Genomic DNA, 15,996 nt, shown 5'->3' with positions numbered 1-15,996 from the left:
GAATGTGACGATGCGCACCAATTCCTGGTCTGACGATGTCTGCCCCATCGCCCGCGCCATGTCGGTGTTGGGACAGCGGTGGGCGATCCTGATCATCCGCGAGGCCATGCTCGGCCGTTCCCGATTTTCGGAGTTTCGGGAGCAACTGGGCATCGCACCGGAAGTTCTGAGCTCGCGACTCTCCGAACTCATGACCGCCGGCATCATGGAATCTGTCGACTACCGCGAACCAGGAGACCGCACCCGCAGCCAATACCAGCTCACCCACTCGGGCCGCGACCTCATCTCCGTGCTGGCCGCCGTCGGGCAATGGGGACATCGCCACATCGCACGGGAGAACAGCAGTGCCTACCGCTTCATCGAAGCCGACACCGGCGACATGGTGGGCCTGAGTTTCCGGCGCCGCGACGGACGCAAGGTGTCCTCCGTCGACGTCGCGTTGGTGAATCTGACCCCGGCCTAGGGGCCGATGAACTCCAGAAGATCACCCATCAACTGCTCGCGGTAGGCACCGTAGATGCCATGCGGCGCACCCGGATAGACGCGTAGCCGACCGTAACGAACCAGCTCGATCGCTTTGGCGGCGGCATCATGGATCGGCACGATCTGGTCGTCGTCTCCGTGGGCGATGAGAATCGGAACGTCCAGCGCCTTGAGGTCGTCGGTGAAGTCGGTCTCGGAGAAGGCCTGCACACAGTCGTGGACTGACACCAACCCGGCCCGCATCCCTTGCAGCCAAAAGTGATCGACCAACCCTTGTGAAAACTCCGTGTTGGCGCGGTTGAATCCGTAGAACGCCAGGGCGAGTTCTCTCCAATACTGCGAACGATCATCGAGCACCTGAGCGCGTATGCCGTTGAACACCGACACCGGCGTGCCCTCCGCATTGGCCGCCGACTGCACCATCACCGGCGGCACTGCCCCGATCGTGACGATCTTGCGCACCCGGCCGGCGCCGAGGCGAGCCGCGTAGCGCACCACCTCACCACCGCCCGTGGAATGCCCCACCAGCGCGATGTCGGTCAGCCCCAACCGGCGCACCAGCGCGTCCAGGTCCGCAGCATAGGTGTCGATGTCGTTGCCCGACCACGTGTGCTCCGAGCGGCCGTGCCCGCGTCGGTCATGGGCGATCACCCGAAACCCTTTGTCCGCAAGCAGTTTCATCTCGGTGTCCCAGGCGTCGGCACTCAGCGGCCACCCGTGACTGAACACCACGACCGGGCCGCTGCCCCAGTCCTTGTAGTAGAGCTGGGCTCCGTCAGAGCCGTCGATAAAAGGCATGGATGTGATTGTGAAGCCGCCCCGCTGCGGCAGTTATCAGTCAGATGACCACCATCCGGGACCACACGGCGATGGTCATTTGACCGATACCCGCTCGGCACGCTCGATGTGAACCTGAAAGCCGCAGCCCGAGATAGCGCTGCAGCCCGCTCAGCTATCGGACAGGACATCGATGACAGACCTTCTCACCACGACGTTGCGCGCCTACGGAGGCCTCGAGCGCTGGCGCCAACTCACCTCGGTCACCGCGCGCAAGCGCTTCGGCGGCGCCATCTGGGACATCAAACAAGTCCCGGGCATCGTCGACGACGGCCACATCACCGTCTGGATCAAAGACCAGCGCACCTCGCTGTGGCCGTTCACCGCCGCCAACTTGCGCACCGCGTACACCCCGCAGCGGGTCAGCATCGAGACCACCGACGGCGACACCGTCGAACTGCTCGAGGACCCACGAGCCTCCTTCGCCGGCCACACCCTCGAAACACCCTGGACAGCACTACAACTCGCCTACTTCACCGGCTACGCGATGTGGAGCTACACCGCAGAACCGTACAACCTGACCCTGCCCGGCGTACGAACCGAAGAAGGCGACTCCTGGACCGAAGCCGGCCAGCGCTGGCGGCGGCTGCACGTCGACTATCCCGACAGCGTCGCCACCCACAGCCCGCACCAAGTGCTCTACATCGACGATGACGGTCTGATCCGCCGCCGCGACTACCAGGTCGACATCGCCGGCGGCTCGCCCGCTGCCCATTACATCTCCGACTTCGACGAGATCAACGGTGTCGTGATCCCGCGCACCCGCCTGATTTACGTCCGCGACGCCGACAACCACCCGATACCCGAACAACTCGTGGTGTCCACCTCGCTGACCGACATCCACCTCGACTGAAAGAGACCAGCATCGTGACCTACCAATCCGACCATGCCGAGGACCGGTTCGTCGCCGGGCCCGACGGAGAACGCTTCCACTACCGGCGATTTGGCGCACCAGGTGGCGTGCCGCTGGTGCTGTGCATGCGCCTGCGCGGGACCATCGACCACTGGGACCCTCAGCTGCTGGACGCGCTGGCCACCGAACGCGAAGTCATCGTCTTTGACAACCGCGGCACCAGCTTCACCACCGGCACCGCCCCCACCAGCCTTGACCAACTCGCAGACGGCGCCATCGCTTTCATCCGCGCACTCGGCCTGCACCAGGTCGACGTTCTGGGCTGGTCCCTCGGAGGCATCGTCGCCCAGGGAGTCGCCCTCCGCGCTCCGGACCTGGTGCGCCGTCTGATCGTTGCAGGCAGCACCCCGGCCGGTGTACCCGACCAACCGACCCCGCCGCCGCGGGTTGGGGAAGTCCTGCAACACGCCGTCAACGACGACGAGGACTACCTGTACCTCTTCTTTCCCGAGACCGAACAAGGACGGTCAGCCGGCCTGGCATCATTGCGCCGCCTCGACACCCGCCTCGTCCAATCCAAAGCAGCAGTGCAGGATTCCACTTATCGCGCCCAGCTCGGGGCGATCGCGACGTTCGGCGGCTACTACGACCGACTCGGTGAGTTGAGGCTGCCCGTCCTAGTCGCCAACGGCGCACACGACGTCATGATCAACTCCTACGCGAGCTACGCGATGTCGCAGAAGCTGCCTGACGCCAAAGTCGTCCTCTACAGCGACGCCGGGCACGGCTTCCTCTTCCAACACATCGACGACTTCGCCGGCGAGGTCAACAGCTTCCTTGGAGCAACCCGATGAGAGCGGTCAGTCAAGACGAACTCGGCGGCCCTGAGGTCCTGCACATCGTCGAGATCGACCGGCCCGAACCGGGCATGGGGGAGCTCCAAGTTCGCGTGCACGCAGCCGGGGTCAACCCCGTCGACGCGATGAATCGGCAGGCCGGCATGTTCGTCGGCCCACCGCCCTTCGTGCTCGGCTGGGATGTCTCCGGGACCGTGGAGGCCGTCGGTGTCGGAGTGACGCTGTTTCGTCCCGGTGATGAAGTCTTCGGTCTGCTGCCGTTCCCGAAAGGTCACGGCGCCTACGCCCAGTACGTGGTTGCGCCCACCCGGGTGTTCGTACCGAAGCCCGCCAGGCTCGACCATGTGCACGCTGCGGCTCTACCGCTGGCCGGGCTCACTGCCTGGCAGGCGCTGGTAGAGACTGCCCGCGTCGATGCCGGCAGCCGGGTTCTCATCACCGCACCCGCCGGTGGGGTAGGACACCTCGCGGTACAGATCGCCAAAGCGCGCGGCGCCCACGTCGCCGCGTTGGCTGATCCCACAGTCACCGACTACGTCACCAATCTCGGTGCCGATGAGGTGATCGACTACACTACAACGGATTTCAGTGCCGTGCTTGCTGATCTCGATGTGGTTTTCGACATGATCGGACACGACTACCCCGAGAAAGCGCTGCGGGTGCTCAAACCCGGCGGAATGCTGGTGTCGACCTTGCCCCAGTCGCTCCCGGTCGTTGCCGAGGCAGCAGCGGCACGCAACATCCGAGTGGCAGGGCTGTTCGTCGAAGCCGACCGGCTCGGACTCACCGCACTGGCCGATCTCGTCGACCGTGGAGTCCTGACTCCCACCGTCGCCACCACGATCCCACTGGAACATGCTGGCCAAGCCCAATCTGTACGCAATGCCACCGGAAAAACCGTACTCACGGTGATCTGACGATTTGGCGGCCGTGGGCTTACGCAGCGACGGCACATACTGTGTGGCCCCTCGTCGGTCGACGCCATCTGCGCACCCAGCGGCACGCGATAGGAGCCAACGGACGACTGCGCCAACACCTATCGAAATCCGCGTCTGCAAATTACGTTCGCGATGCCAACTCTTCGCCAGTGGCGCGATCAGTTGGTGGACGAGGGGATGGTCGTCGCGTGGTCGACGGTCGTCGCCAGGCGCTCGAGGGGAACGGTGAGTGAGCCCGCTGGGCGGTTGCCCTTCCTCGATGCTGCGTTGAAAGCGGTGCACTGAGGTTCGTTACGGGCGGGTCAGATCGTGTACGCGGTTGTTCGGGCCTTCTCGTCCGAAGCGCTGCTATTGAATGTTAGTTAAGTGTGATCTACAGTCGTGATGCCAGTGGTCTGGATCACGTGTGGGCGACCATCTGCAGGCACAACCGAATATCAACGCCGAGCCACACGTTGGTTGATCCGCGGCGACGCATGTGCTGACTGCATTTACTTAAACATCATTTATCTAGCCGCTCTGACAGGGAAACGAAGGGCCTTACATGACCGATCAGGTGAAGATCCCGCCGCCGTTGACGGCGCAAGACCCGTCGTCTGCCGATGACACCCGACATAAACTCCAGGGCCGAATCGGTGTGGTGGAGTTGATGCTCACCGTCCTGGCGTTCTCGGCTCCGCTCACAGTGGTCGCGGCTTTCGCAGTGTTCGTGCTCACGTACAACCGCAGCGCGCCGATCGCCTTCGCGGTTGCCATTGTCCTGTTGCTGCTGTTCGCCGTCGGCTACACCACCATGACGCGCTATCTCCCCAACCCAGGTGCGTTCTATGCGTACATCACGGCTGGTATGGGTAGGCATGCCGGCTTGGGGTCCAGCTTCCTGGCGATGTTCGGCTACGTGACGATGGCCGTCGGTACAGTCGCATTCTTCGGAACCATCGCGTCGAGCCTCGTGAGCGAGACCTTTCACGGCCCGAGCCTCCCGTGGTGGATGTATTCGGTGCTGTGCGTGACGACCACCGGCGTCTTGGGGTATTTCCGCATTGACCTGTCGGCGAAGGTCCTGTCGGTGGTGATGGGTTGCGAAATCCTGATCGTGCTCATCTTCAATGCCGCTGTAATGGTCAAGGGAGGCCCGGAAGGCCGTTCACTGCAACCATTCTCGTTGGCCGGGTTCGCCGCCGGAGATGTCGGGTTGGCGGTGTTGTTCGCTGCCACCTGTTTTCTCGGTTTCGAGGCCACTGCGATCTTCCGGGAAGAGACGAAGGACCCTGACAAGACCGTTCCCAGGGCGACGTACGGCGCGGTGGTTTTCATCGGAGTTTTCTACCTGGTCAGCATTTGGCTGCTGATCGTTGCCTACGGCCCCAGCCAGGCGCAGGATGTTGCGATCAACGACTACGCGGGGATGTTCCCGAATGCGGTCCGATCATATGTAGGCCTGTGGGCAACCGATCTCGTCCGAGTGTTGCTGTGCTCGTCGATCTTTGCCTGTCTGCTCTCCGTGCAGAACATCCTGGCGCGATACACATACTCCCTCGGGGTCGATAAGGTGCTCCCGGGACAGCTTGGCCGGGTACACCCGAAACATGGCTCGCCCTATGTCAGTTCAGTGACGGTCACGGCAGTGCTGCTCCTTGTGCTGGGCGGTGTTGCGATCGCCAAGGCCGATCCCGGCCACGTATACGCCAGCCTGGCGGGCACCGGAGGGTTCGCGGTACTGGTGCTGATGTTCCTCACCGGTGTCAGTGCACTGGTGTTCTTCCGCAGGCGCACAGATATCACCGAACGCAGGGTGTTCCACATGTTCATCGCTCCGCTGCTCAGCTCGATCAGCATGGCAACGGTGCTGTATCTGGCCATCACGCACTTCACGTCGATGACCGGCGGTTCGTTGGCGCAGGCGTGGGCGCTGCAGATTGTGCTCTGGGGCACTTTTGTGGCCGGCATCGTGCTTGCTGCCGTGTACCGCGTTCGGCGTCCCGCCACTTTTGCCCGGATCGGCAGGCAGAAGGTCGGCTGATCTGAGCTGAAGGGGCGTAAAACCCGCGTTCTCCGGGTGTTCCAACATCCGCCAGAACGCGGGTTTTCCGCTGTGAACGTCGTAACTCGGGCCCGAGTATCACCAACCGCCCGAACGACGTGTGTCACATGGAGCTTTCGCCGCGGTCGGTCATATCGTGCCGCTCATGGGCGCGGTGCGTCCGCAGACGTACCGCGCGGTCTGGCAGCTGGCGGCTGCGCTCGTCTTCGGTGAGTCCACCCCAGATGCCGAATGCCTCTTCGTAAGCCACCGCGTGTTCACGGCATTGAGGCACGACCGGACATTGCGCACACAGCTGTTTGGCGAGCTCCTGGCGACGACGGCGGGCGTGTCCTCGTTCTCCATCGGGATGGAAGAACAGGCCGAGATCCTCACCGCGACAACGCGCTCTCACTCGCCAACCCCACGACTCGGGGTCGGTCACCTGTGTGATCCGATCAATGTGGTCCGACCTGCTTGGCTAGTCGTCCTCGCCCAACGGAATCATGGGTTCGGGCAACGTCTCCATGACGAACAGGTTGGAGGTGAGCCCGCCGTCGACGACGAGATTGATTCCCGTGATGGCCGATGCGTCGTCGGAGGCCAGGAAAGCGACGGCCGCACCGATCTCGTCGGGCTCGACGAGCCGACGCATCGGCACCCGGGTGAAGTCGTTCAGCATGTGTTGCAGAACGTTGGGTGTCGAGGTTTTGTGCACCATGTCGGTATTGACGAAACCCGGTGCCACACAGTTGACTCTGATGCCCAGCGGGGCCAGCTCCATGGTCATTGTGCGGGCGAGGCTGACTACCGCAGCCTTGGTGGCCGTATACGCGGTGAAGGGACCGTCGGCGCCGAGCGCATCGATGGAGGAGATATGGATGATCGATCCCTTCCCGGCGTCGGCCATGTGCCGGGCCACGGCCTGCGACAGCAGAAACGTTCCGGTCACGTTGATGGCGAACGTGGCTTGGAAGGTTTTCTCATCCAAGTCGAAAAACGGCGGTTCGTCGAAAATCGCGGCGTTGTTGACGAGGATGTCGATGTGCCCCCACCGCCTCATCGCTTCTGAGACCATGGCTGAGACGTCGGCCGAGGATGAGATGTCGGCCTGCACCGCGAATGCGGTGCCTCCCCGCTCCTCGATGGCTGCCACTGTCGTATTGAGTGGTTCCGACGCTCGACCGACGACCATGACCTGCGCTCCGCGGTCGGCGAGGGTGAGTGCGATGGACTCGCCGATGCCGCGTCCCGCGCCGGTGACGATGGCCGTGCGCCCGGCAAGTTGCGCGCCGTTACCTACAGACACGTTCTGCTCCTTGAACTTTCCATGATGGTGCGGGGATGATGCGGCGGCCCGATCCTCGGCCGAGGGTGGTACGCACTACCGTGCGTACCGTCTCTGATACTCCACGAGTGGGGCCAACGGATCGAGGGCGTCGGCGATCTCGCGGTTGGCAAACGCGATCAGTGCTTCTTCGTGCTCGACGACCTGCCGGCCAACGGCGGCGTCGTCCCCGTCAAGGACATCGGCCAGCCGCCGAAAGTCCGAAAGGTAGTCATCAGCCAGCCGAATGACCTTCGCCCACATGTCCTTCCACGGCTGTCCTGACAGTGCTGCGGCGAGTTGGTGGCCTTCGCGGGTCGCGGACTCGTTGTCGACCGCGACGTGGTAGCGGGTGATCAATGGTTCGAGAGCCTCGGCGGTGATGCGCTCGACCACGTAGAGCAGATGCAGGGCATCTTTCTTCGGGTACGCCGGATCGCTGACCATCCGGTCGTACATGGCACAGCCGATGATCTCGCCCTCGTAGGCCCGGCACAGCAGCGCCTCGCGCACAGACGCCGCGTCGTCGGATGTCTCGTCCAACAGGTTGTCGGATCTCATCTGGGTGTCCTACCGTGCCGCGGTTGCGTCTAGATCGGGTTACGGGCGGCGGTCAGCCAGCCCCCGTCGATGACCATGGCCGCGCCATGGATGTAATCGGCGTCGTCGCTGGCCAAAAAGAGCGCCAACCGTGCGATCTCGGCGGGTTGGCACCACCGCTGGGCGGGGATACGGGCGATCTCGGCGTCGGAATCCGGCAGATGGCTCGCGTCGCCCTCAGGCACGGTAAGGCCGGTCAGCGTCGCGCCCGGGCAGATCGCGTTGACCCGGATGCCGCGGGTGCCGTAGTCGAAGGTCAGCTGGCGAGTCATACCCAGCACACCGTGTTTTGCTGCGGTGTAAGCAGTTCCACCGCCTGCGGCGCTCATCGAAGCAATTGATGCGGTGTTGATGATGACGCCGCGCGAACGACTCAACATATCGGGGATGACTGCACGTGACATCAGGAACGGCCCGGTGAGGTTGACTGCGATGTTGCGGTTCCATTCCTCGATCGGGACCTCGTGGGCGGGGCGGAAGCTGTCGATGATGCCTGCGTTGTTGCACAGTACGTCGATGCGGCCTGCCCACCTGAGTACCTGACTGACGGCGTCGGTCACCGATTCCTCCGACGCGATGTCGACGGCGACCGCGGTTGCCTGGTTGTCGGCGACGCCGAGGGCGGCGACCACAGCCTTGGCCTTCGCCTCATTGATGTCCAGCGCGGCGACGCGAGCGCCTGCGGTGACGAACTGTTGTGTCATCGCTTCGCCCATGCCGGAGCCTGCTCCGGTCACGATGACTACCTTGTCTTGCAGGGATGGTGACACCGGTATCTGCCTTCCTATGCAGTGTTGGGGATGTTCGGTTCATGGATGTGAGTGTCGTGACGGGGTGACTCAAGCTGACACTCCAGGCATCGGGGCATGTCCGGCGCTCCCTCCAGAGCGTCCATTTCATAGGTCGTGTAGCTCAGCCCGCAGTTCGTGCACAGTGTGCGCGTGTTCCACACGTCGTCGATCGCCTCGCGCCCGTCGACGGAGCGTCCGGCGCCAAGGCGGCGACGCAGCACGCGAACCTGCGTGAGATACAGGATGATGCTTGCGAACAGCGAGATCAGCGGCGCCAGACTCGCCGTGGTCGGTGGCCCGAAGTTGAGGGCTAGCAGCCCGATTCCGGTCGCGGCGACCCAAACGACGAAACCTCTTGTAAGCATGGGCAGTCTGCTGGCGCGGATCTCGGGATCTGGCGTAACGCGGAGCAGGTGCACCGTCACGATGCCAACCCAGGAGACGGTGACGATACCCTGCCAGGCCAGCGCCGTTGCGATGTAGCTGAATACGTTGGTGAGCATCAACACGAATGTCACCACCGCGAGCAGCACCACCCATGCGCGTCGCGGAAGGTTGCGCCTCGACAGTTGGCCTACCACGCGTTCCAAGCAGGTGCTCGCAACGTAGAAGTTGGCCGAGTTGATGCGGACTTGACTGACGATCACCACGACCAGGCCGGCTGCACCTAACGAGGCGACAATGCCTGTCGTGACAGCGGATTCGGCGATCGTGGTGCCCGGGGCCGCCCAGGAAACTATGAGGATTCCCGCCACCCCGCTGAAGCCATACGCCACCAGGTAGAACGCCCATCCGAAACTAATGTGAGCGTGGAAGCGCCGGTCCTGGATGCGGCCGAATCGCGCGAATTCTGGAGTGTCAGGTACGAGCAGCCAGTTGCCCATGTACAGAATGAAGGCAGTCAGCCAGCCGGGCAAAGGATTTGGAGATGCGGTGCCGGGCCCGGCAGTCCACCAGTCGGCGCTCCAGCCGAACCTCAGGGCGGCGACCACGACCGCAGCGGTGACACCGGTCAGGAAGATCGGCAGCGACCACGAGTTGAGTTTGTTGAGCCAGGTTTGCATACCGCCGAGCATGAGCGGCGTCATGGCAACGATGACCAGCGCGTACCAGACGCGGATGTCGAACACTCGAAAATAGGCATGTAGCGCAGCGGCCATCACACTGGACTCGAATACCGCGTAGTAGAGCGCGCCCAGCCCGCAGATCAGCGGCGTCACAACCGCTCCGCGGACCCCGAAGATCTCGCGGGTGAGCAGCATGGAGTTCACACCCCGGCGGATGGACGCATTGGTTGCGAAGGCGCCCAGCAGGGAACTGACCACGATGACCAAGAGAAGGCCGATCAGGGCCTGCTGCGTCCCTGCGAGAGTGGCTGCCAGCACGCCGTAATACAGGAACGCCATCGCGCTGGCGATCGACCACCAACTGCCGAGAACGGCCCGGCGCGGTAGGCGTGCCGTCGTTGGTACGACATGGTAGGTGTAGTCCTCGTGTTCCTGCTCCGCGGTGACACGAGGATCGTCGGCGGTGGACAGGGCCCAACCCGTCGGCTCTGGCTGGGCCCCTGCCGGCACCGCGTTATCGCTTGGCTGCATCATGGTTGTTTGGTCGCCGGTTCGCGTGTCAGGTGAGGTCGCCGAAAAACGCCTCGACTTCAGGCTGATTCATGTCGGCAAAGCGGCATTCGACAATCTTGTCGCCGGCCACGCGGTAATAGCCGATTCGTTCGGTCGTCACCGAGCGGTCCCCGCGCGCCCAATGCTCCCGTACCAGCAGCAGTACGCCGTCCTCGCCGACCAGGAGCGTGTTGTTGCCGATGACGTCCCAGGTGTCGGTGAACGCAGCGACCCGGCCGATCCAATTGGTGTTGAAATCGTCACGGCTGGTGTAGGTCCCGGCGAGTGGCCCGCCGCCGCCCATGTGCACAACCAGGTCCTCGGCGTAGAAACCCATGCCGGCTTCCTGGTCGCCGCGTTCCCACGCATCGTGGTACGCGTGCATGACACGTTCTGTGTTCTCGATGGTCATGTTGATCCCTTCTGTGATCAGTGGTTTGGGCACGCGAGTTGACGCGGACGGCCGAGTTCGGCCGAGCCGCCTTGTAGCAGTTGGGCTGAGGGGTCTCAGCGACCGGCGCCGCCGAGCAATGCGAAGGCTGCCGGCCGTCGGCTCCGCATCCAGGCGGCGATGACAACCCCGATGAGGAACGACGCGGCGAGCACACTCAGCAGGACCACATTGGCGCTGGACGATCCGACGACCAGGTCGAAGTTGGACAGCGCGAAGATCACCAAGGCAAACAGTGCCACCGCAGCCAGGGCCGGAGCGATGGTTGTGGCCCAAACGGTTTCGTCGCTTCGGCGTTCGTGACGGGCGAAGAACACCACGACGGCGACGCTGACGAGGGCCATGAGGATGAACACCCCGGCGTTGCCGAGCCCTGCCAGCTGGCCATAGACGATGCTCGGGTCTCGGTCGGCGAGCACGAACGGGGTGACGCCCAGTAGCGACAGCACGGTGATCGCCACCGATGCCCGGTATGGCGAATTGTGGCGGGTGTGGACGTCCGCGAGTTTGCGTGGCAGGGCGGCGTCGGCGGCCAGGTTGAACAGGTAGCGGGTAGCGGCGTTGTGAATCGACAGGATCGACGCCAGGACTGCTGTGATGACCAGCGTGGTGGCGACGTTGCTGAACCAGTAGCCGACGTAATGTTCAGCAGCCACGCCGAACATCCCGGCGGTGTTGTCCTGGGCGACCTGCTGGGCGCCTGCGCCGAAGGCCATCACCATAACCCAGACGGTCAATGTGTACAGCACACCGATGAAGACGACGGCGATGTAGGTGGCGCGCGGGATGGTGTGGTCGGGGTCGCGCACTTCGTCGCGGTAGAGCGCGGTGGCTTCGAACCCGATGAACACCAGCATCGCGAACAACAACCCGGCCCATACCTGGCCGTGGGCGAACTCGAAAACGTTGAACGGCTGGAGATTGAGCCCGGCCTGGCCACCGCGACCGATGACGGCGACGTTGAAGATCATGACAATGGTGACTTCGACGAACATCACCCACATCAGCACTTTGGCCGACACTTCGACGTTGAAGTACCCCAGCACGCCGATGATCATCAAGACCACCAGTGCGGTGAGCCACCACGGGATGTCCGGGCCGCCCCATTTGGCGATCAGTCCCGAGATTGTCAGCCCGGCAAAGCAATACACACCCATCCCGATGACGGTGTACGACATGGTCGCGAGAAACGCCGCGGCCAATCCCAGGTGCTTGCCGAGGCCTTCCGAGATATAGGCGTAGAAGGCGCCGGGGCGCGGCATGTGCTTGGTCATTGCCATGTATCCGACGGAGAACACCAGTAGAACTGCGGTCACGATCAGGAACGCCACGGGGGCCGTCGCGCCCGTGGTCATGATGGTGAGCGAGAAATAGCCTGCCAAACACGTCAGCGGCGACGAGAACGCCAGCACAGACAGCACCAGTTGTGTCGTGCTCATCTGGCCGGATAGCCGTGCGCTGCCGCCGGTGGATGTCTGCGTCTGAGCGGTCGTGGGGGTGATGTCCATTGGGATCACCGCTTCCTTGGGTCCGGGGAGGCCACTACTGTGACTCGCACCATATAATGAATGTTAAATAGATTGATGTCAATGCTGAACATCCGTGGAATGACCGGCGGGTGCGGCTGCGTGGTGTGACGGTGTCGATGGAGTGCATCGAGCGGCATGGTCCGCTGCAAGCGGTTGAAATACCCTGGTAACACAGGATGAGACCGGCCCGATTGAGATGCCCGGAGTGGCCGAGCGCCCGTGACTGTCATGGTGAATCCCCCGCGGGGCACCCGCCAAGATGATTTCTTGACTTAATAATCATTAAATTACAGCCGCAGCCTGGTCATCACGACAGCCGCACGATGAGGCGTTCGCAGTTGCGGTGGCGATCCGAGCGGGACCACACCGGGTCGCCGATGAGCTCGACTGCGCTGTAGCGTTCCACGACGACGTCGAGCACGGCCCGCAGGACGGCCCGTGCGATCGCCTGGCCGGCACAGTTGTGCGTCCCGACGCCGAATGCCAGAACGGCGCTGGACTGCTTGGGGCGGGTGTGGTCGAACGTGTCGGGGTCGGGGAACACCTCCGGATCGCGTAACGCGGCACCCAGGATGAATCGGATCATGGCGCCACGGGGCAGGTGTACTCCGGCTACCTCCAGAGGTTCGGTGGTGAATCGGTCGAGCGCCACCTCAGGAAGTGCGCGACGGAAGATCTCCAGCAACATCTCTTCGCGCTGATCGGGGTTGTCACGGTAGGTCGGGAGCACGTGCGGAAATTCGGCAAAGTCGACCAACGCCGAGGCCATGACGTGTCCTGGATTGTGCGCGGCCGAGCCCCAGAGGATCTGGATCGACTCCTTGAGTTCACGCTCGCTGAGGCCACCCTCGTCCACGATTTTGATCATGGTGTCGAGCAACATGCCGTCGCCGGGATTGTGTCGTTTCTCGGCAATGAGCCGTTCGGATTCGAACATCATGTAGCCGAATCCTTCGTGTGCGCGCACGACATCGTCAGGGGAGTGCTGAATGCCCATCGACATCATCGTGAGGTTGGTGGCATGGATGAGCGGGAAACCGTCCTCGGGCGGGACGCCGAGAGCGTGGGCCATCGCGTCTTGTGCAGGCTGGACACCGAGTGCGAGGTGACCGTCGATGATGCCGTCGGAACCCATGCCGTCCAACGCGTTTCGGGCGCTGTCGGCCGCAGTTTGGGCCCACTGCCGGCAGGCTTTCGGGGTCAGCCAACTTGCGAACGAACGTCGAATGCGCTTGTGTCGGTCGCCCTCGGTGAGCAGGACCGAGTTCAAGTTCGCCGCCCATGGACTATCTCCGATGCCGTCTGGGGGCACTGCGACCAGGCTCGGATGTTTCGCCCACTTGACGACGTCGGCGTATTTGCTCAGCACCAAGGTGCCGTCATTGAGAACCAGGGCAGGCTTTTCCCTGAGCAGTCGGTCGAACCACGGCCACGGAGCGTCGATGAACTCGGGGTTGTCGAACGGCAGATAGTGCTCTTCGGTCGGCGGGAAATGGGTTGTCGGGGTGGTCACGGATTGCAGGCCTTTCGTTCAAGCGGACGGGAGGTCGCGAGTTGTCACAGCAAATCGACGATGGTCTTGGCCCATGACGTGGCGACGTCGGTGAACGAATCGCCGCTGACCGCGTCGTGGCGTCCGGTCTCGCCGATCTGTCGAGCGCGAAGGCCGGCGAAATGCTCGGTGAGGATGTCGACGGCGTTGCTGTAGGTCTCGTAGCTGCTGTCGCCGAGACCAAAGGCCGCGAACCGCAGGCCCGAGAGGTCCGGTTTTGCACCGACCAAGGCTTCGGCGAAGGGTGCGGTGGTGGCAGGCAACTCACCCTCACCGTAGGTTGACGTCACCACAACCACGGTGCCGAGGTCGGCCAGGCTTGCAACGTCAACGTCCTCCATGGGAACCACACGTGCGTCGATACCGGCGTTGGTGAAGGTCTCGGCGATGTCGTCAGCCACGAGTTCGGCGTTGCCGGACTCGGTGCCGAACAGGATCTGTATCTCGGTCATCGGTTACTGGGCTCCTCTGCTCATTCAAATGTGTTGAGAAAAACGGATTTTCAGCGTCCGGCATGCTGCCGAACGCAATGATTGACCGCGGCTATGGAAACCATGTCGTCGAGGCTGGTGATCTTGCGCCGGCAGCGCTCATCATCGGCAGCGCGACGTTCGGTGGCATCGATGGCCTGCCAGCCGGAAAAGTCGACCACGCTGTGCTGCAGGACATCGCGCACCGCGGCCAAACCCGGGCTGCGTCCGTACCTAGTCCGACCGCTCTGGAGGTCTGCGACGATATCCTTGGCCGTCCGCTGGGCGTGCTTCCGGTTCTCGGCGATATTGCCTCGCGCGCCGCGCTCGAACCAGCCCACCCGGTAGACGTGGGGAGCAGTCCACGGATCTCGGGCCGAGATGTTGTTGTGACAGAAACCAATTGCGGTGATCAGGGTGTCCGCGGGATAACTGGCCGCCGCTCCGGCCGGATCGGTGACGTGGAATACGGTTCGACCACTCTGAACGCGAACGGATCTCGGCACCGTCTGAAAATGGAATGTCACGGTCGTGGCTCTCGCGGCCTGAGTCGGACGGTGCGCCGCCGCCTCGCGCAGAAGGTCGGCGACAGGGCTGGACACATCGGCGTCGAGTCCTTCGGCGGCAACGTTGACCGTGTCGAGAGCGCACAACTCCCGTACCATCGCGAGGTCGAACTTGGCGTTTTCTGCCGACGACCGCCCGATGACACGGACCGATCTCGGCGCTATGGGCCGAAGAGCCCGCAGTGCCTCATCGTGGACATCCGAACCGCGGAAGTGTCGATGTTCTTTGGCGAGCAGCCGTACCACATCGATTGCCACGTTGCCGTGTCCGACAACGACCAGCTCATCGCCGAGTGGTTCGGTGAGCGGCGCGAGCATCGGCGCCGCGGCATCGGGAAATGCGTTGAGCAGGCGCAGAATGCGCCCTGCACCGACGACCCGGGCGCCGGCTTCTTGGGGAACGGGTAATTCGCGGTCGGCAGTGAGGCCTGTGGCGGCGACGACGACATCGAATGACTCTGTGATAGCTGCGAAGTCGATGTCCACACCGATGCGGGTGTTGCCGACGAAGGTGACGTTGGAGCGGCTGAACATCCGGTCGAACTGTGCGGCGACGGCTTTGGTGCCCTGGTGATCGGCGGCCACACCGTAGCGCACGAGCCCATAGGGCACCGGTAGCGCTTCGAAAATCGTGATCTCGGCGTCAGGCAGGTCTTTGCGTAGGAACTGGGCGGTGTAGCAGCCGGACGGGCCGCTGCCGACGATCGCGATCGTCGGTGCCACCTGCTTCTGGTGTCTACCGCTCACAGTGGTGCTCCTCCAGAGATCCGTATGCCCGAAACAGAACGTGATGTGGACCATACATGCGAACGAATGTTAGCTTGATACTGAGGGCGACACCAGCCCCGGACGTAAAACCCACGTTAACCGCATGGAGGGAGTGCTCAGCTATGGCTCATGGCGCGGAGCGGCCAGGGTACGCGCCACCACTAAATCGCCGCATCGAGCTCATGAGCTGCGCTTTACTGACATCTGCGGGTGCCGGCCTGGCGCGCGCCGCGGGCTTGTCTGCGGGGGATCGGAAGTTCGCCCCTTCGGGAGTGGTGGCCGATTCGACCCTTGACGAGGCACCTTACTTAATATTAAATAAATCAATCGAG

General features: G+C 63.2%; 16 protein-coding genes. 5 read left to right on the top strand and 11 right to left on the bottom strand.

Going from position 1 to position 15,996, the window contains the following annotated elements; genetic code table 11:
• Nucleotides 1-10: 10 nt before the first annotated feature.
• A complete protein-coding gene (locus A5784_RS05525; protein ID WP_064943112.1) occupies nucleotides 11-463 on the top strand; it encodes a winged helix-turn-helix transcriptional regulator in 453 nt (150 codons plus the stop codon).
• On the opposite strand, the gene A5784_RS05520 is transcribed toward A5784_RS05525, so the two are convergent.
• Nucleotides 460-1,281, bottom strand: coding sequence for an alpha/beta fold hydrolase (locus tag A5784_RS05520; protein ID WP_064943107.1), 822 nt, complete (start codon nucleotides 1,279-1,281; stop codon nucleotides 460-462). The two genes, A5784_RS05525 and A5784_RS05520, sit on opposite strands and share 4 nt — an antisense overlap.
• A 172-nt stretch (nucleotides 1,282-1,453) precedes the next feature.
• Here A5784_RS05520 and A5784_RS05515 point away from each other — a divergent pair, with 172 nt between their 5' ends.
• The 4 genes from A5784_RS05515 to A5784_RS05500 all read left to right on the top strand — a co-directional run bounded on the left by A5784_RS05515 (nucleotide 1,454) and on the right by A5784_RS05500 (nucleotide 5,991).
• Complete coding sequence (locus tag A5784_RS05515; protein ID WP_064943105.1) at nucleotides 1,454-2,173, top strand: hypothetical protein; 720 nt, start codon at nucleotides 1,454-1,456, stop codon at nucleotides 2,171-2,173.
• 14 nt (nucleotides 2,174-2,187) lie between these two features.
• Nucleotides 2,188-3,027, top strand: a complete 840-nt coding sequence (locus A5784_RS05510) for an alpha/beta fold hydrolase (protein WP_197514643.1) — start codon at nucleotides 2,188-2,190, stop codon at nucleotides 3,025-3,027.
• On the top strand, nucleotides 3,024-3,947 hold the full coding sequence (locus tag A5784_RS05505; protein WP_064943102.1) for an NADP-dependent oxidoreductase: 924 nt from the start codon (nucleotides 3,024-3,026) through the stop codon (nucleotides 3,945-3,947). The genes A5784_RS05510 and A5784_RS05505 overlap by 4 nt, the downstream gene beginning before the upstream one ends.
• A gap of 565 nt (nucleotides 3,948-4,512) precedes the next feature.
• Nucleotides 4,513-5,991 carry an APC family permease gene (locus tag A5784_RS05500; RefSeq protein ID WP_064943100.1) on the top strand — a complete coding sequence of 493 codons (1,479 nt, stop codon included), beginning with the start codon at nucleotides 4,513-4,515 and terminating at the stop codon, nucleotides 5,989-5,991.
• 124 nt (nucleotides 5,992-6,115) lie between these two features.
• Here the strand turns inward: A5784_RS05500 and A5784_RS37390 are convergent, their stop codons facing one another.
• From A5784_RS37390 to A5784_RS05455, 10 genes are all read right to left on the bottom strand, one after another.
• A complete protein-coding gene (locus A5784_RS37390; RefSeq protein WP_353651901.1) occupies nucleotides 6,116-6,436 on the bottom strand; it encodes a WhiB family transcriptional regulator in 321 nt (106 codons plus the stop codon).
• A 36-nt stretch (nucleotides 6,437-6,472) separates the two neighbouring features.
• A complete protein-coding gene (locus tag A5784_RS05495) occupies nucleotides 6,473-7,300 on the bottom strand; it encodes an SDR family NAD(P)-dependent oxidoreductase (protein ID WP_064943098.1) in 828 nt (275 codons plus the stop codon).
• 75 nt (nucleotides 7,301-7,375) lie between these two features.
• The gene (locus A5784_RS05490; protein WP_064943096.1) at nucleotides 7,376-7,879 is read right to left on the bottom strand and encodes a hypothetical protein; all 504 of its coding nucleotides are present in this window, start codon (nucleotides 7,877-7,879) and stop codon (nucleotides 7,376-7,378) included.
• Nucleotides 7,880-7,908: 29 nt separating this feature from the next.
• Nucleotides 7,909-8,688 (bottom strand): SDR family NAD(P)-dependent oxidoreductase, encoded by a 780-nt coding sequence (locus A5784_RS05485; RefSeq protein ID WP_286159412.1) that lies wholly within the window; start codon nucleotides 8,686-8,688, stop codon nucleotides 7,909-7,911.
• A 14-nt stretch (nucleotides 8,689-8,702) separates the two neighbouring features.
• Entirely contained in the window at nucleotides 8,703-10,307 is a 1,605-nt protein-coding gene (locus tag A5784_RS05480; RefSeq protein ID WP_232005950.1) for a purine-cytosine permease family protein, read from the bottom strand.
• Nucleotides 10,308-10,335: 28 nt separating this feature from the next.
• Entirely contained in the window at nucleotides 10,336-10,740 is a 405-nt protein-coding gene (locus tag A5784_RS05475; RefSeq protein ID WP_064943166.1) for a nuclear transport factor 2 family protein, read from the bottom strand.
• 95 nt (nucleotides 10,741-10,835) lie between these two features.
• Entirely contained in the window at nucleotides 10,836-12,287 is a 1,452-nt protein-coding gene (locus A5784_RS05470) for an APC family permease (RefSeq protein ID WP_064943093.1), read from the bottom strand.
• A gap of 328 nt (nucleotides 12,288-12,615) precedes the next feature.
• The gene (locus A5784_RS05465; protein ID WP_064943091.1) at nucleotides 12,616-13,821 is read right to left on the bottom strand and encodes a cytochrome P450; all 1,206 of its coding nucleotides are present in this window, start codon (nucleotides 13,819-13,821) and stop codon (nucleotides 12,616-12,618) included.
• A gap of 44 nt (nucleotides 13,822-13,865) precedes the next feature.
• Nucleotides 13,866-14,312 carry a flavodoxin domain-containing protein gene (locus A5784_RS05460; RefSeq protein ID WP_064943089.1) on the bottom strand — a complete coding sequence of 149 codons (447 nt, stop codon included), beginning with the start codon at nucleotides 14,310-14,312 and terminating at the stop codon, nucleotides 13,866-13,868.
• Nucleotides 14,313-14,362: 50 nt separating this feature from the next.
• Nucleotides 14,363-15,643 carry an FAD-dependent oxidoreductase gene (locus tag A5784_RS05455; protein WP_197514642.1) on the bottom strand — a complete coding sequence of 427 codons (1,281 nt, stop codon included), beginning with the start codon at nucleotides 15,641-15,643 and terminating at the stop codon, nucleotides 14,363-14,365.
• Nucleotides 15,644-15,996: the final 353 nt, after the last annotated feature.

It is taken from the genome of Mycobacterium sp. 852013-50091_SCH5140682, assembly GCF_001665685.1.
Taxonomy (GTDB): domain Bacteria; phylum Actinomycetota; class Actinomycetes; order Mycobacteriales; family Mycobacteriaceae; genus Mycobacterium.
The sequence above is the reverse complement of the archived record's forward strand: the minus strand, read 5'-3'. Positions and strand labels throughout refer to the sequence as shown.

Bases quoted from the DNA above. Each gene is read 5' to 3' on its own strand.
- A5784_RS05525 (WP_064943112.1), top strand. From the start codon at position 11: ATGCGCACCAATTCCTGGTCTGACGATGTCTGCCCCATCGCCCGCGCC.
- A5784_RS05520 (WP_064943107.1), bottom strand. From the start codon at position 1,281: ATGCCTTTTATCGACGGCTCTGACGGAGCCCAGCTCTACTACAAGGAC.
- A5784_RS05515 (WP_064943105.1), top strand. From the start codon at position 1,454: ATGACAGACCTTCTCACCACGACGTTGCGCGCCTACGGAGGCCTCGAG.
- A5784_RS05505 (WP_064943102.1), top strand. From the start codon at position 3,024: ATGAGAGCGGTCAGTCAAGACGAACTCGGCGGCCCTGAGGTCCTGCAC.
- A5784_RS05500 (WP_064943100.1), top strand. From the start codon at position 4,513: ATGACCGATCAGGTGAAGATCCCGCCGCCGTTGACGGCGCAAGACCCG.
- A5784_RS05490 (WP_064943096.1), bottom strand. From the start codon at position 7,879: ATGAGATCCGACAACCTGTTGGACGAGACATCCGACGACGCGGCGTCT.
- A5784_RS05480 (WP_232005950.1), bottom strand. From the start codon at position 10,307: ATGCAGCCAAGCGATAACGCGGTGCCGGCAGGGGCCCAGCCAGAGCCG.
- A5784_RS05475 (WP_064943166.1), bottom strand. From the start codon at position 10,740: ATGACCATCGAGAACACAGAACGTGTCATGCACGCGTACCACGATGCG.
- A5784_RS05470 (WP_064943093.1), bottom strand. From the start codon at position 12,287: ATGGACATCACCCCCACGACCGCTCAGACGCAGACATCCACCGGCGGC.
- A5784_RS05460 (WP_064943089.1), bottom strand. From the start codon at position 14,312: ATGACCGAGATACAGATCCTGTTCGGCACCGAGTCCGGCAACGCCGAA.